At 66.5% G+C, this 14,984-nt stretch carries 15 protein-coding genes; 6 read left to right on the top strand and 9 right to left on the bottom strand.

What is annotated here, in order from left to right; genetic code table 11:
* Positions 1-95 precede the first annotated feature (95 nt).
* Positions 96-872 (top strand): SDR family NAD(P)-dependent oxidoreductase, encoded by a 777-nt coding sequence (locus GS4_RS22135; RefSeq protein ID WP_007624787.1) that lies wholly within the window; start codon positions 96-98, stop codon positions 870-872.
* Between the two features lie 97 nt (positions 873-969).
* On the opposite strand, the gene GS4_RS22140 is transcribed toward GS4_RS22135, so the two are convergent.
* From GS4_RS22140 to GS4_RS22150, 3 genes are all read right to left on the bottom strand, one after another.
* Complete coding sequence (locus GS4_RS22140) at positions 970-2,457, bottom strand: sugar porter family MFS transporter (RefSeq protein WP_007624789.1); 1,488 nt, start codon at positions 2,455-2,457, stop codon at positions 970-972.
* 139 nt (positions 2,458-2,596) lie between these two features.
* A complete protein-coding gene (locus tag GS4_RS22145; protein WP_007624791.1) occupies positions 2,597-3,013 on the bottom strand; it encodes an acyl-CoA thioesterase in 417 nt (138 codons plus the stop codon).
* A gap of 115 nt (positions 3,014-3,128) precedes the next feature.
* Entirely contained in the window at positions 3,129-4,961 is a 1,833-nt protein-coding gene (locus GS4_RS22150) for an acyl-CoA dehydrogenase (protein ID WP_007624797.1), read from the bottom strand.
* A 239-nt stretch (positions 4,962-5,200) separates the two neighbouring features.
* Between GS4_RS22150 and GS4_RS22155 the strand changes: the two genes are divergently transcribed.
* Positions 5,201-5,725: an Rv2253 family sensor-like surface protein gene (locus GS4_RS22155; RefSeq protein ID WP_007624799.1), complete on the top strand. Its 525-nt coding sequence runs from the start codon at positions 5,201-5,203 to the stop codon at positions 5,723-5,725.
* A 191-nt stretch (positions 5,726-5,916) separates the two neighbouring features.
* Here the strand turns inward: GS4_RS22155 and GS4_RS22160 are convergent, their stop codons facing one another.
* Both GS4_RS22160 and GS4_RS22165 read right to left on the bottom strand, forming a co-directional pair.
* On the bottom strand, positions 5,917-6,687 hold the full coding sequence (locus GS4_RS22160) for a deoxyribonuclease IV (protein WP_007624802.1): 771 nt from the start codon (positions 6,685-6,687) through the stop codon (positions 5,917-5,919).
* A gap of 87 nt (positions 6,688-6,774) precedes the next feature.
* Positions 6,775-6,990: a hypothetical protein gene (locus GS4_RS22165; RefSeq protein WP_007624805.1), complete on the bottom strand. Its 216-nt coding sequence runs from the start codon at positions 6,988-6,990 to the stop codon at positions 6,775-6,777.
* 168 nt (positions 6,991-7,158) lie between these two features.
* On the opposite strand from GS4_RS22165, the gene GS4_RS22170 reads away from it, so the two are divergent.
* The 3 genes from GS4_RS22170 to GS4_RS22180 all read left to right on the top strand — a co-directional run bounded on the left by GS4_RS22170 (position 7,159) and on the right by GS4_RS22180 (position 9,709).
* Positions 7,159-8,382 carry a phosphatase PAP2 family protein gene (locus GS4_RS22170; protein ID WP_007624807.1) on the top strand — a complete coding sequence of 408 codons (1,224 nt, stop codon included), beginning with the start codon at positions 7,159-7,161 and terminating at the stop codon, positions 8,380-8,382.
* 10 nt (positions 8,383-8,392) lie between these two features.
* Complete coding sequence (locus tag GS4_RS24960; protein WP_007624809.1) at positions 8,393-8,974, top strand: hypothetical protein; 582 nt, start codon at positions 8,393-8,395, stop codon at positions 8,972-8,974.
* 99 nt (positions 8,975-9,073) lie between these two features.
* Entirely contained in the window at positions 9,074-9,709 is a 636-nt protein-coding gene (locus GS4_RS22180) for a DUF305 domain-containing protein (RefSeq protein ID WP_245555801.1), read from the top strand.
* 62 nt (positions 9,710-9,771) lie between these two features.
* Here GS4_RS22180 and GS4_RS22185 read toward each other — a convergent pair whose 3' ends face one another.
* Positions 9,772-10,845 (bottom strand): glycoside hydrolase family 183 protein, encoded by a 1,074-nt coding sequence (locus GS4_RS22185; protein WP_007624811.1) that lies wholly within the window; start codon positions 10,843-10,845, stop codon positions 9,772-9,774.
* 86 nt (positions 10,846-10,931) lie between these two features.
* Complete coding sequence (locus tag GS4_RS22190; protein WP_007624812.1) at positions 10,932-11,810, bottom strand: acyl-CoA thioesterase domain-containing protein; 879 nt, start codon at positions 11,808-11,810, stop codon at positions 10,932-10,934.
* Between the two features lie 155 nt (positions 11,811-11,965).
* On the opposite strand from GS4_RS22190, the gene GS4_RS22195 reads away from it, so the two are divergent.
* Positions 11,966-12,526, top strand: a complete 561-nt coding sequence (locus tag GS4_RS22195; protein WP_007624813.1) for an HdeD family acid-resistance protein — start codon at positions 11,966-11,968, stop codon at positions 12,524-12,526.
* Between the two features lie 335 nt (positions 12,527-12,861).
* Here the strand turns inward: GS4_RS22195 and GS4_RS22200 are convergent, their stop codons facing one another.
* On the bottom strand, positions 12,862-13,431 hold the full coding sequence (locus GS4_RS22200; RefSeq protein WP_040511511.1) for a hypothetical protein: 570 nt from the start codon (positions 13,429-13,431) through the stop codon (positions 12,862-12,864).
* A gap of 595 nt (positions 13,432-14,026) precedes the next feature.
* Positions 14,027-14,983 carry a DUF2189 domain-containing protein gene (locus GS4_RS22205; RefSeq protein ID WP_007624817.1) on the bottom strand — a complete coding sequence of 319 codons (957 nt, stop codon included), beginning with the start codon at positions 14,981-14,983 and terminating at the stop codon, positions 14,027-14,029.
* Between the last annotated feature and the right edge of the window lies 1 nt (position 14,984).

Genomic DNA, 14,984 nt, shown 5'->3' on the forward strand with positions numbered 1-14,984 from the left:
GTGGGATCGGCTGCCGACAGGCGCGCTGAGACGGTTCGATCCGCTTGTTCCATACCCGTGTCGCCCCGATCACACCGGGCGGTAATGTCCGAACCGTGGATATCAACGGAGCAAGTGCAGTAGTCACCGGTGGGGCGTCGGGTATCGGCGCGGCCGCCGCGCGTCAGTTGGCCGCCAAAGGGGCCAAGGTCGTCATCGCCGACCTGCAAGAGGACAAGGGCACCGAGCTCGCGAACGAGCTCGGCGGCGCCTTCGTCAAGGTCGACGTCACCGACACCGCGCAGATCCAGGCGGCAGTCGACAAGGCCGGGGAACTCGGCCCCCTCCGCGTCCTGGTGAACTCGGCCGGTATCGGTTCGGCCCAGCGCACCATCGGACGTGACGGCGAGTTCGCCTCGGCGCACGACCTGGACGTCTACAAGAAGGTCATCGCGATCAACCTGATCGGTACCTTCGACGCAATCCGGTTGGCGGCCACCGCGATCAGTCGCAACGAACCGACCGACACCGGCGAGAAGGGTGCCATCGTCTCGATGGCCAGCGTCGCCGCGTTCGACGGTCAGATCGGCCAGGCCGCCTACTCGTCGTCGAAGGGCGGCGTGGTCGGGATGACCTTGCCCGTCGCGCGCGATCTCGCGGCCGCCGGCATCCGCGTCAACACGGTTGCGCCGGGTCTGATCGACACCCCGATCTACGGCGAAGGTGAGGCGTCCGAGGCGTTCAAGGCGAAGCTCGGTGAATCGGTGTTGTTCCCGCACCGTCTCGGTTCGCCGGACGAGCTGGCGTCGATGGTCGTCGAGCTGGTGACCAACTCGTACATGAACGCCGAGGTCGTGCGCGTCGACGGTGGCATCCGGATGCCACCGAAGTAGTTCTCTCCCACACCCAGACGGGCCGTCACGACTTCTGTCGTGACGGCCCGCTGTCTGTTGGAGACATCTGTGGGAACCGGAACTCGGCAGGGTCGGATCAGCGCGCGGCCTCGGCAGGATCACCGTAGTGCTGCTTGAACTCCCGCTCCAGCGACTCCAGGGTCCGGCCCTTGGTCTCCGGCAGGAATCGCTTGACGAAGACGAACGCGCAGCAGCCGAGCGCGAAGAACAGGAAGAACGTCGCCGAGATCCCGAACCATCCGACCAGTTGCAGAAAGAAGAAGCCCACCAGGAAGTTGGTGAGCCACAACAGACATCCGGTGACGCCGAATGCGAAACCGCGAATCGACAGCGGGAAGATCTCGGACAACATCAGCCAGGTCACCGGCGAGGTGGCGCCCTGTTGGAAGGCCAGGAAGGTCACGGTCAGGGCGAGGACGATGAAAGCGCGGGTGGTGCCGGTCGGCAGGACCATCGAGAAGACGCCGATGAGCAACAGTGCGGTGGCCGTTCCCGCCACGCCGACCATCAGCATCGGTCGCCGACCGACCTTGCCCAGCAACCAGATCCCGAGGAACGTGGCCAACACCGAGATCACTCCGTTGGCGATGTTCGCGACGAGCGCGGCCTGGGTGTCGAAACCCGACTCCTTCAGGATCTGGGTGCCGTAGTACATGATCGAGTTCACGCCGCTGATCTGCTGGACGACCGCGATGCCGCAGCCGATGAAGAACACACGGCGGATCCAGGTCACATCGCGGAGCGCGGTCCATCGCACGCGCACGGCCGCGGCCTCTTCCTCGGTGGTGCGGTTGATGTCCTGTGCTTCGGCCTTGGCCTCGTTCTCCTCGCGGACCCGATAGAGCACCGACATCATGTCGGCCAGACGTCCCTGCTTGCCCAGCCAGCGTGGTGATTCCGGCATCGCCAGCATGCCGAACCAGAGCACCACCGCGGGCAACGTCGCGATGGCGAGCATGTAGCGCCAGATGTGGTGGTCGTCGGAGAGGTTCGCGATGATCGCGTTGAAGGTGAAGGCCATCAGCTGACCGGTGACGATCATCAGCTCGTTCTGGGTCACCAGGCGGCCACGGCGCGCGGCGGGCGACATCTCCGACAGGTAGGTGGGGACGGCGACGGATGCGCCGCCGACGGCGAGTCCCAGCAGCAGGCGGAAGAGCACCATGAGCTCGAGGTTGGGTGCGAAGACGCATCCGAGGGTGGCGACGAAGAAGATGACCGCGAGGTACAGGATGATCGTGCGTCGGCCGTAGCGATCGGCCAGGCGTCCGCCGGCGACGGCGCCGATTGCCGCGCCGAAGACCAGGGAGCTCGCGACCAGCGACTCGGTGAAGGAGTTCAGGTTCAGCTGGTCGGACTCGGCCATGTAGGGCAGGGCGCCGTTGATGACGCCGGTGTCGTAGCCGAACAGCAGGCCGCCGAAGGTCGAGATGATGGTGACCAGACGCAAGAAGCCCTTGGGGTTGCGTCGACCGTTCTCGGGTCGCGCGTCCTGGAGATCGAGTTCGGTGGTGGACGGGGTCGCGGACCCCGCGCGCTTTCGCGGCTCGCTGGCAGTGCTCATCGGGACCGGCCTTTCGTCTCTCGGTCGCCGGCTGCCCGGGTCGAACGTTGCGACCAGTGATGTCTCACGGCTCCGGCGACGATGAACGAGACGCTAACAGCCTCGGACCAACATGTACATATGTCCTTACAAATTTCCCTCAGAAGTCCGTCGCCGCTCCGAGGGCTGTGCGTACCGATGACGGGACCTCGATCTTCTTCCCGTCGCTGGGGCGATGCGCGACGTAGACGATGCGGACCTCGGTGGTCGGTTCGCCGTCGAGGTGGAATACGAGGTCGAAGGTGAGGCTTGTGCGTCCGATGGTGACGTCACGGACCGAGATGTCCACGGTGTCGTCGAGCCGCAGCGGAGCTCGGTAGGTGACCTCGGACTTGACCACGTGGATGTCGAGGTCGAGCTCGATGAATCTGTCGAAGGTCAGTCCGACGCTGGCGAAGTACCCGGCCAGCGCGACATCGGCATAGCCGAGGTACCACATGTTGAAGACGATGCCCTGGCTGTCGACCTCGTAGTAGCGGACGGTGAGTTGGTGGGAGTAGCTGGTCGGCGCGCTCATGCGCGCACGCTAGCAGGGGGCTCCGACAAACCGGAGGAATGTCAGGACAAAGAAAACCGCCCGCCGGTGAACACGTGGTCCAGCGGCGGGCGGTCTTCCGTGGTGTTCGGGTGGGTCAGAAGACCGACTCGTCGACCTCCATGATCTCACCATCGATCTTGTCGACGATCCCGCGGACGGCGGTGATCTCCGGGAGGATGTTCTTCGCGAAGAAGCTCGCCACGGCGACTTTGCCCTCGTAGAAGGACTTGTCGGCCTCGGAGGTCCCTGCATCGAGAGCGGCCAGCGCGATCTCGGACTGGCGCAGCAGCAGCCAGCCGATGAGCAGGTCGCCGACGGACAGCAGGAACCGGACCGAACCGAGCCCCACCTTGTACAGCTCCTTCGGGTCCTCCTGGGCGTTCATCAGGAAGCCGGTGAGCGTCGCGGCGATGCCCTGGACGTCGTCGAGGGCGGTCTTCAGCAGCTCGCGCTCCGTCTTCAGGCGACCGTTGCCCGCCTCCGACTCGATGAAGGAACTGATCTGGCCGGCAACATGTGCCAGCGCCTCGCCCTTGTCGCGGATGATCTTGCGGAAGAAGAAGTCCTGCGCCTGGATGGCCGTGGTGCCCTCGTACAGCGAATCGATCTTCGCGTCGCGGATGTACTGCTCGATCGGGTAGTCCTGCAGGAAGCCGGACCCGCCGAGTGTCTGCAGCGATTCGGTCAGCGTGCTGTAGGCACGCTCCGAGCCGACGCCCTTGACGATCGGGAGCAGCAGGTCGTTGACCTTGAACGCCAGGTCCTTGTCGGCGCCCGAGACGATCTTGGCGGCGACCTCGTCCTGGTGCGACGCAGTGTAGAGGTACACGGCGCGCAGGCCCTCGGCGTACGCCTTCTGGGTGAACAGCGACCGGCGGACGTCCGGGTGGTGCGTGATGGTCACGCGCGGGGCGGCCTTGTCGGTCATCTGGGTCAGGTCGGCGCCCTGGACGCGCTCCTTGGCGTAGTCGAGTGCGTTGAGGTAGCCGGTCGACAGCGTGGCGATCGCCTTGGTGCCCACCATCATCCGAGCGTGCTCGATGACGTCGAACATCTGCGCGATGCCGTTGTGGACCTCGCCGACCAGCCAGCCGACAGCCGGGGTGCCGTGCTGACCGAAGGTGACCTCGCAGGTGGCCGAGACCTTGATACCCATCTTGTGCTCGACGCCGGTGACGAAGACGCCGTTGCGCTCGCCGAGTTCGCCGGTCTCGTGGTCGAAGTGGAACTTCGGCACGAAGAACAGCGACAGACCCTTGGTGCCGGGACGCGCGCCCTCGGGGCGGGCCAGCACCAGGTGGAAGATGTTGTCGGTCATGTCCTGGTCACCGGAGGTGATGAATCGCTTCACACCGTCGATGTGCCAGGTGCCGTCGGCCTGCTCGACGGCCTTGGTGCGGGCCGCGCCGACATCCGAGCCGGCGTCGGGCTCGGTCAGGACCATCGTTGCGCCCCAGCCGTTCTCGGAGGCGATGGCCGCCCACTTCTTCTGCTCGTCGGTGCCGTTGTCGTAGAAGATGTTGGCGAAACCGGAGCCGGCGGCGTACATGAACACGGGCGGGTTGGCGCCGAGGATGAGCTCGCCGATGGCCCAGTAGAGCGACCGCGGAGCCGGCAGGCCACCGAGCGCCTCGTCGATGCCGATCTTGTCCCAGCCGCCCTCGATGAGCGCCTGGTACGACTTCTTGAACGATTCGGGGAGCTTGACGGTGTGCGCCTCGGGGTCGAAGACCGGCGGGTTGCGGTCCGCGTCGGCGAACGACTCGGCGAGCGGGCCCTCGGCCAGAGCGGTGACCTCGCGGAGCATGTCGACCGCGGTCTCGTGGTCGAGGTCGCCGAAGTCGCCCTCTTCCAGGACCTTGTCGAGCCCGTAGACCTCGAACAGGTTGAAGTGCAGGTCGCGGAGGTTGCTCTTGTAGTGGCCCATGGGTGTTCCTATCTCAAGTGTGGGCGGTGCTGTGGTCTCGGGCTGCGGACACGACGGTCCGTCGTGGTGCCGGCTGGCCAGGCGAGGTGAGGCATAAGTTACTCGCCGGTAACCCCAGAATAGCGCCGATCCGCGGACGGATCAATCGTTCGGTCTGTGATCTCCGCTAACCAGAGCAAGCACCCAGTCAGTATCGGGCGAACCCCTGCGCATTCGCCCGACCTGAGATGTGATGAGGCATGCGAAAGCCCCTGATGATCCTTGTCGGTGCCCTCGTCGCTGCCACGTTCGGTGCGGTGGGCCCGGCGGCCGCGGCCGACCCTGCGTGGAACGGTCAGTACTCCCTGAAGCGGTTCGCCGCGTCCAAGACCGGGACGAGCCTCGCCGCCCGTCAGCAGGAGCCCGACTTCGCCGACGTGTACACATTCGTCACGAACTGTGCCGTCGCCCCCTGTACCGCGACCGTGGTCGGCGGCCCGGCGCCGGCCAACCCGACGCTGCCGCAACCGCCGGTCTACCGGTGGGAGAGCGGCTCGTGGGTCCACCGGTACGACTGGCAGTGGGACTGCTACCAGGGTGCGGGAGTGCCGAAGGTCTGGAGGCCCGCCCACTCGGTCGCCTATTACACGCCGCAGGCGAACGGCACGCTACGCGGCGTGTGGACCACGACCATCGACGGTGGCCCCTGCCACGGGACGGTGATCATGGACGTCACCGCGACACCGGTCGGTTCGGTGACGTCGCCAGGGTGGACTCTCTCCTGATGGTCCGCTCGCTCGTGTAGCGGGCGGTGTCGGTCGGCGGCACCTTCCGCTACGTCAATCGTGAGTTCTCCATCTGTGCGACCGTCGGCAGGACTCCACCGTCCCCGACCACCTCGATACGGTGTCGCTCGTCGCGCTGACCGTCGGTTGCGCGGTGGTCAGCGCGTTCGTCGCGGTACGCGGCGAGTGAACTACAGGGCGTCGCGCAGGTAGGCGAGGTCGTCGGGGACGCCGTCGCCCGGTGTCTCGAGGATGACCGGGGCGCCCGCCGCCTCCGCCACGGCGACCAGCACCGACGGATCGATGTGTCCCGATTCGAGGTTGGCGTGGCGATCACGGCCCGAGTCGAACTCGTCGCGTGAGTTGTTCAGGTGCACCAGGTCGATGCGCCCGGTGATCGCCTTGACCCGTTCCACCAGCCCGACCAGGTCTTCGCCGCCCGCCCAGGCGTGGCAGGTGTCGAGGCAGAACCCGGCGGTGTCGAAGTCGCCGACCTCGGCCCAGAGTCGGTCGATCGCCTCGAGTGTGCGCGCCATCGCATGGTCACCGCCCGCGGTGTTCTCGATCAGGATCGGCACCTCGAACCCGCCTTTGTCCTGCTGTCGATCGAAGAGCTTGCGCCAGTTGTCGAATCCGGCCTTGGCGTCCTCGCCGTCGCGGAGATGTCCGCCGTGCACGACGAGTCCGAACGCCCCGAGTTCCGCGGCGGCCGCGGCCTGCTGCTCGACGGCTTTGCGTGACGGCATCCGGAGTCGGTTGTTCAGGCTGGCGACGTTGATCTGGTAGCTCGAGTGGACGACCACATCGATGGGGGAATCGCGGATCGCGGCGGCGTGGGGATTCGGCTCGGGCTTCTTCCAGCTCTGCGGGTCCGTGACGAACATCTGGAAGACGTCGATGCCGAGTTCCTCCGCAGTGGCGAGCGGGTCGGCGTCTTCGCGAAGGTGGGCTCCGATGCGCATGGGCTCACGATATCGGGGACCTCGGACGGTGCCCACGGTTCGTCACGGTTCATCCTCGGGAGCGGCCGATAGGGCGCGGTCGGCGGGTCAGTCCCCGATCCCGACCTCGGTCTCGATGGTCAGCGGAACCCCGGTCGCGATCAGCAGCCGACAGGGTGCCTCGGTGTCCGGGTAGAGATGAAGCCATTCGTGGCCCCGACTCCCGTCGGCGTAGACCGCATCGAGTGTGCGGTTCAGCCGGGCTTCGGCCTCCTTGGTGATGATGTAGCGCTGGTTGCCGTAATGGAGGTAGCGGTTGGTCACGCCTCACTCCCCTCGTCCGGTGTGACTCACGCCACTAGTCTAGGACGCCGGTACCGGTTCGGTCCTGACTCTCCGGAGCGTGAACGCATCACCAACGGCGGGAGTTCACTAGGCTAACGGCAAGCGACGAGGCGTTGCCCGGGTACGGGCTGGCAGGGGACAGGTGCGGTGAGTGTTGACGAGACGGACGTCCCACGTGCCCCCGGGGCTCCCGACACCCGGCGCGCGGACGTGACCGCCACCGAATCCGACGATGATCGGACTCTCTCGACGGGCGTCGACCCGATCCTCGCCGACTTCGCCGCGGCGGCAGCGCCCGACACCCCGTCCGAACAGCGCCGCGACCTCACCAAGGTGCGATGGATCGCGATCGCCGCCTGGGCCGCGCTCATCGTCTACGAGTTCTGGCAGCACGGGTTCGCCTTCGATCGCACCCGTCTGATCGTCCTCCTGGTCCTCGGCCTGCTGGCCGCGTCGATCGGTCGGCGCAGCGCACTCACCGTCATCATCGACTGGCTGCCGTTCGCGTTGATCCTGATGCTCTACGACTGGACCCGCGACGTCGCGGTGTGGCTCGGGATGCCCACGCATTGGCACCTGGCCGTCGACATCGACAACTGGATGTTCGGCGTCAACCCGACGGTCTTCCTCCAGAGTCATCTCAAACACGCGGGGCCGACCTGGTGGGAGGTCATCACCAGCGTCGTCTACATGTCCTACTTCATCGTCCCCTACGCCGTGGCCGCGGTCCTGTGGCTCCGGGACCGCGCCGCGTGGCGTCGCTACGCGGCCTGCTTCGTGGCGACGACGTTCCTCGCATTGGTCGGGTACACCCTCCTGCCCGCGGCGCCGCCGTGGGCAGCAGCCAAGTGCACGGCCGCCGAGGTCGTCGACCATCCGCACGACCCGCTCTGCATGTACGACCCGGCGCCCGATCCGAGCGGGGGCCTGCTCGGCCAGGTCGATCCCAGCAATCCGGGAGCGGCCCCGTACGTCGAACGCATCTCGGCGCGCGGTTGGGAGTACCTCAACTTCCAGACCGCGTCCAACCTGCTGCAGCTGGGTCAGGGCAAAGCGAACCTGGTCGCCGCGATCCCGTCGCTCCACGCCGGCTTGACGATGCTCTTGGCCCTGTTCATGTGGCCGCGAGTGAAGGCGCTCGGAAAAACACTGTTCATGGGTTACGCGCTCACGATGGCGTTCGCGCTGGTCTTCACCGGTGAGCACTACGTGATCGACATCCTGCTCGGCTGGGGTCTGGCCGCCGCGGTGATCCTGACCTATCGGATCGTCGATGCCCGCTGGCTGACACCGCGAGCCAGACGCCGGAAAGCGGCGGCAGAGGCCGATGCGGATTCGGCGTCGACGGGGTCGGCCACTGCGTCCGGGTAGTCTCCGGGGTATGTCGGTGCCGCGCCTCTCGCCACGCTCGTGGCCGGGTGCGCTGATCATCCTCTGTATGGCCTTCGCGGTCATGTTGATGCACTCCGTCATCACACATGCCGACGCCGGCGCTGCCATGTCGGGTTCTGCCGCGTCAGGTTCCGCCACGGCGGGGTCTGCGATGTCGGGGGTGCCGATGGCCGAGCCGATGCACGGGATGTCTGCGAACGTCTCTGTTCGCGCCACCGAACTCGACGTGGCTGGTCGTGACGGCACGCCACATCAGGGTCACGCTGATTCACAGCACGCCGACGGGCACGTGGCTGCGAATTCACCGGCGCCCCAGTCGATCGATCGGGCAACCACGACCATTCGCACCGTGATCGACAGCGCGCACGACTGCGGAGTCCATCAGCACGGCTGCGTCTTCGCGCGGTCGGGCGCACCGGAGATCCCGCTGATCATCGCGATCCTGTTCTGGTGGGGCTTCCCGATGGTCCGCGCCGCGCTGGGTGCCCGCCCCGCGGGGCTCTTCCGGCTCGGACGTCCGCCACCCTGGGCTGTGTTCTCGCACCTGCGCTTACAGGTGATCCGCTGCTGAGTCGATGAACTCGCCGGGCTCCACGGCCGGCAGAGCCTTGCTGTCCGCATGGCGCGGACCTGCACCATCCTCATCACGGATCCAAAGGAGATCACTCTCGTGAAAACCGATTCTTACACCACTCTGAACCGTTGTTGCGCAATTGCTCTCGGCGGCATCGTGGCCACCGCACTACTCGCCGGGTGCGGCGGTGACGGTGACTCCGCGTCCGCGTCCTCCAGCGCATCCGCGATCGACTCGTCGGGGACCTCGCTGACCGAGCACAACAACGCCGACGTCGAGTTCAACTCGATGATGATCCCGCACCACCAGCAGGCCGTCACGATGGCCGGACTCGTCGACGAGCGCACCGACACCGCAGCCGTCCGCACGCTGGCGGCCGAGATCAGCGCCGCGCAGGAGCCCGAGATCGCCTTGATGACAGCGCGTCTGCGCTCATGGGGCGTCGACACCACGATGTCGGACGACCACTCCGAGCACGCGGGCCACGGTGGTCACGGTGGCATGGAAGGCATGCTCACCGACGATCAACTCGCGAAACTGCGGGCTGCTCGCGGGCCCGCCTTCGACAAGCTCTGGCTCGAAGGCATGATCCGTCACCATGAGGGAGCCATCGCGATGGCGAACGCCGAGATGGCCGATGGCAAGGATGCTGCATCGAAGGTGTTGGCCCAGCAGATCGCGGCCGCCCAGCGGGCGGAGATCGACCGGATGAAGAAGCTGCTCGGAGCGTGATCCGGTGTCGGTGCCGGGTCGGGCAGCCGAGCGCCCGGCACCGACCCGGTGGTCCGAAGCGACTACCGCCGCAACGGCAATCGCATCAGGTAGACCTGGTATCCCAGGTAGATCGAGTACGTGAAGTAGAGGGTGTTGCCCTTCGACCACGGGTGGATGTACGGGGCATACCCCGAGTACGGGTTGTTCTCCGGCACCACTGTCTCGCCGGACGACCATGGGCCCCAGGGGTTGTCGGCCGTGCGGAGCACTACGCCGTTCTTGGTGGCGAGTGAGACGTACTTGCCGAGGTAGTCGTTGTAGGCCACCGACAACTCACCGCTCGGTGCCGGCATGATCGGGGTCGCGGACTCGGGGTTGTTGCGAACCCACTTGCCGTACGAGAAGTACTCGTACTTGCCGAGGTTCTCGATGTCCTTTTCGTTCACCCGGCTCAGATAGACTGCGCCCCAACGTCCGTCGGGTGTGCCGTAGGTGTAGACGGTGTTCCCGACCTTCAGGAACGCGGCCATCTGGAACTTGCGGTTGCCGCCTCCGTTGGGCCGATAGGCGTTGACGCGTTGCCAGTCCTGGCCATTGTTGGACGACACTGCGAGCCCGGCGAAGTTGGTGTACCAGACACCCGGTTGGCCCCAGTGCTTCACGGACATGTAGTTCAGGTACTGCTTGCCGTTGGCTGCGACGCCTGCGGTCGGGATGAGCGTGACCTCGCGCCGCAGGTTGGGCTTCAGCAGTCGCTTGGCATGGCCGGGGCGTCCCGCGTGACCGGTGAAGGTCATCCCGTCGGCCAGGTAGCGGTCACGGCTGCGCAGCAGCACATTGGACCGCCAGTAGAACAACTGGCCGTAGAGCAGCGACCAGCCGTTGAAGGACTGGGTGTCGCCGAATGCGGTGAGGATCTCGCCGCGGCCGTTGTCCCACATGACGCCGAGGTCGGTGCCCATGATGTTGTAGCGGCCGACGGTGTCGTTGATCGCGCCCGGCCCCGTGAGTCGGGCGACGATCGAGCCCGGCGCTGCGGCGACGGGAGCCGCGGACGCGCTGGGTGCGGTGGCGAGGCCGACGATGAGCGAGGTCGATACAGCCGTCACCAGCCCGACTGTCCGCCACCGGGCTCGGGCGAGACGCGAGATCATGGCGTGGACCTTATCAAGACCTGAGAGCCGCACGTGCGTTCAGACCACTGAGCTCGATCCCACGTGCGTCGTCGCAGGTCAGGCGATCACGCCTCTTTGTAGCGTCCCGTGGTGTCGGCGGTGGTGAAGTCGATCTGGGCCGCCGAGTTGTTCACGGCCGTGACGATCCCGGTGCCGAACGGCCCCTGCACGTCGTAGAGCGTCGCGGTGCTGACCGAGATGCCGTCGTCCTCGATGTGGGTGTCGGTCTCGATGCCCACCCGTTCACCGCCCGGGAGTCGGCTGAGGGCGACGGTCAGGTCGCAGTTGATGAAGCCGATGCCGGTCGACCCCCAGTTGGACACCAGGCTCGTCGACTCCGCGCTGGTCACAGCTCGTTGGAAGGGAGTCAGCTCCTCGCCGACCACCGGCGGTGCGGACCGGGTCCACAGCCGCTTGCGATGCGGGGTCTGGTTGCTGCCCATGTCCTGATTCCATGCGGGGGCATCGGGATCCCGGTCGGGATCGTCGACGCTGAACCACGGCATCAGGTCGTCCGGAGCGGCCGTCGGCGGATGGAAGGTGGACTCCTCCTCCGGCCGGGACCATCGCTCACCGGGCGGCGACTGGGACTCCTGGAGGAACACGGTCGTCGCGCGGGCCACGACGATCTCCGCGTCGGCGTCCCCGCCACGGTCTCCGGGGTACTGCACGACCTCGGTCTCCGCGACGGAGATCCGTCGACCGTCGCGAACGAGCCGGGAGCGGGTGGCCGTCGGAGCCTGGCGGGCGGCCTTGAACAGATCGATGGTGAACCGGGCCGGGCGGAAGCCGGGGCGGCTGAACTCGAGTTCGACATCGCGCGCCGCGATCGCGCACACGGCTGGGCCGTTCAGTGTCCCCGGCGCCCAGAGACTGCGCGAGAACTGCGTCGGCGTGAACAGACCGTCGGCGGTTGCCTCGAAGAATGCAATGGATGATGCCACCACGGTCCTTCCGCGACACGTTCGTCGGCGAGAGGTGGGCGGCCGTCGTCGGCGAGTGGTCCAGCTAGGGGCGACACGTCGCTGACGTGCACGTGTTTACGAGAGTGAAGAGGTAAACCAGGACGACAACGCCGACCGCGTACTAATCTTCGCTCATGACACTGGCAGATTACGCAAAGCAGATCCCGGATGAGCTGACGGGTGCGGTTCGGACGACGGTGATCGTCACCGCGATCGTCGGCATCGTGCTGGGCATCATCGCGCTGGTCTGGCCCGGCGCAACGTTGTTGGTCATCGCCATCCTCTTCGGTATCGCGTTGATCGCGACCGGCGTGTTCCGGCTCTATCAAGCCTTCGCGGCGTCACTGTTGCCCGCCGGATGGCGTGTCTTCCTCGGCGTGCTGGGCGCGCTCATCCTGATCGCAGGCGTCATCGCCCTCTTCAACCCGGCGGAGTCGCTCTGGCTGCTCGCCGTGTTCATCGGCATCGGCTGGATCTTCCAGGGCATCGGCGACGTGATCGCAGCGGCTTCGGGCTCCGCACATGCTCCGCGATGGCTGCTCATCGTGTCCGGGATCATCTCGATCCTCGCCGGCATCGTCATGCTCTTCCTCCCGGGCCTCGCGATCTCGACCTTCCTCTGGGTTGCCGCGATCCTGCTGATCGCCATCAGTATCGCCAGCCTGTTCACGTTGCCGAAGAAGGTTGCTGCGTAGGCGTTGTCGGGTCGGCCGGGCTCGCGTTGGTTCGAGTTGGGGCTCGGACAGGGTTTCGGGCTCGGCCGGAGCTGACCACAATCTGCCGTCCAGCAGGGCGTCGTGTGGATAGTGCACGCGACTCGGCGCTGGGCGGCAGTTTTTGACGGTGGTGAGGTGTGCCGGTGGTTCGACCAGAATCTGCTGTGCGGCCATCCGGCTTGTCCACAATCTGCCGCGGAGCGGGGCGTCGTGTGGATAAGTGCACGCGACCCGGTGCTGGGCGGCAGTTTTCGACCAGACCGGGACCGTCCGGCCAGGGGCGAACCGACCCGAGCCCGGTCGACCTGACTGCGCTACGCCAACGCCAACCCGTCGATGGTCACCGACGCTCGGGCGGTCAGCGGATCGGGGTTCGTGGCGAGAACCGCGTCGATGGCGTCGAGCACGTCCCGACTGTGCGCCAGCTGTGCCCCGTCGATGAGTGTCTGACCTGTCGACGGTCCGGCGGGGGCGTCACCGCGGTGCACGACAGCCGCGCCGAGCAGACGACGAGCCTGGTCCGGGTCGACATCCCAGAGCGCATCGGCGGTCATCAACCAGAGTCGTACCGCAGGCGGGTAGTCGTGCAGATGAACCAGTGCCCACGCCCAGTGCTTCGCGACGTCGACGGTGTCGGCCTCGCCGGGCCCGTGGGTGTTCACGTACTTGCCGTGGAGCTCGCTGCAGAGAGGCATGCTGTCGGCCCACAGCTCCAGGTGCGACATGCAGCGCACGCAGTTGTGCAGATCGGACAGGTACCGCACCGAGTACGGCCCCTCGCGCCGCGACCTGATCTCGCGCAGCACCGAGAACTCGGCCAGAGCCTGCTCGTAGTCACCTGCCGCCAGGAGTGATGCGGCCTCCGCTTCGATCTCCTCGATCACCTCTCCAGTGTCGCTGACCGTCGGCTCCACCGTGGCCGGATCGACGTGATCTGCCGCTGTCGGAGGGTGGTCGACGTGGCCGGGCCCGACTCGGGTCCTCGGTCCTGGTCACAATCTGCCGTGCAGCGGTGGATCGTGTGCAATATCCACTCGGCTCCTCGCTGGAGGGCAGTTTTTGGTCGGGTCAGTCGGGTGTTGGTGGTCGCGTGTTGGGCTGCCCGCGCGGGCCCGGAAATCTGCCCGGGCTCATCTGAGATCTGCTCGCGGCCGGTTCGCGGGTGCCAATGCGGTCGCGGCGGCTTCCAGTCGGGCGCATTTCGGGGATGTGGGTGCGGGTTTCAGGTGCGGGGTCCCGGCCGAGGGGGCTCGCGTGCCCGACAGAAGTCGGCCACAATCTGCCGTCCAGCCGGGGTTCGCGTGCAATATCCACTCGGCTCCTCGCTGGACGGCAGTTTTTGGTCAGCACCCGACACCGGAAAGCACGCCGACCTGGTCCACCGCCCGAACCCAACCGCCCGAACCCAACCGCACCAACGGCGACGGCCGCCGCCTCGTAATGAGGCAGCGGCCGTCGATGTTCGATGCAGTTACGCGATCAGTACTGCGGCGGGTACTGCCCGCCAGCCGGTGCGGCATTCAGCGGAGCGATCTGGCCACCGGTGAAGAATCGGTAGGCGTAGACGCTCGCGATCGTGGTGACCGGAATGGTCACCAGCAGTCCGAGGCCACACAGGATGGCGCCGACGATGTTGAGACCGATGCTGGCCAGGGCCAGCAGCAACAGCGGCCCGACGTTCTTGCTGATGATCGAGAAGCTCTCCTTGATACCGGAGATCGGGTCGAGTTGCTTGTCGACCACGAAGGTCAGGGCCCAGTACGTCAGGAACGCGAAGATGATGCCTGGGATGATGACGATGATCAGGCCGACGATGGTGCCGATCGCCACCAACAGCGCGGTGGCGATGATCGGTCCGTAGTTCCGGAACGCGAAGAAGGCGCCGAAGCCGGGCTTGCGCGCCTCGTTCTCGTCCAGCGCGCCGCGGATGAAGGCGGCAGAGAACAAGTACCCGACCAGGATCGAGATGATGCCGACGATGAAGGGGATCACCCAGCCGCCGTCACGTGAACTGGTGTTACTGATGACCTGCAGGATCGCGTTAATCACCCAGAAGGCCAACACGATGCCGATCCACGGGCCGACGTTGTCTTTGAAGCGATTCCAGCCGTAGCTGATCGCATCACCCACCGAGAACTGCTGCTGCGGAGCGAATCCCGGTGCGCCGTAACCTGCGGGAGCACCGTAGCCCGGACCCTGGTCTCCGGGGCCGTAGCCGGCCGGCGGAGGCGGGTACGCGCCCGGAGGCGGCGGGTTCGACCCCGGCGGGGGATACGCACCGGCCGGCGGGGGCGGGTACGCGCCCGGAGGCGGCGGGTTCGATCCCGGCGGCGGGTATGCACCGGGAGGGGGTGTGGAGCCCTGGGGCGGCGGGTACGCGGCGCCCTCGTCAGGGCCCGGAGTGCCGGGATTGGGCGGTTCGGGAGGAGTCGTCATG

Origin of the sequence: Gordonia soli NBRC 108243 (assembly GCF_000334455.1) — a bacterium.
Classification (GTDB): domain Bacteria; phylum Actinomycetota; class Actinomycetes; order Mycobacteriales; family Mycobacteriaceae; genus Gordonia; species Gordonia soli.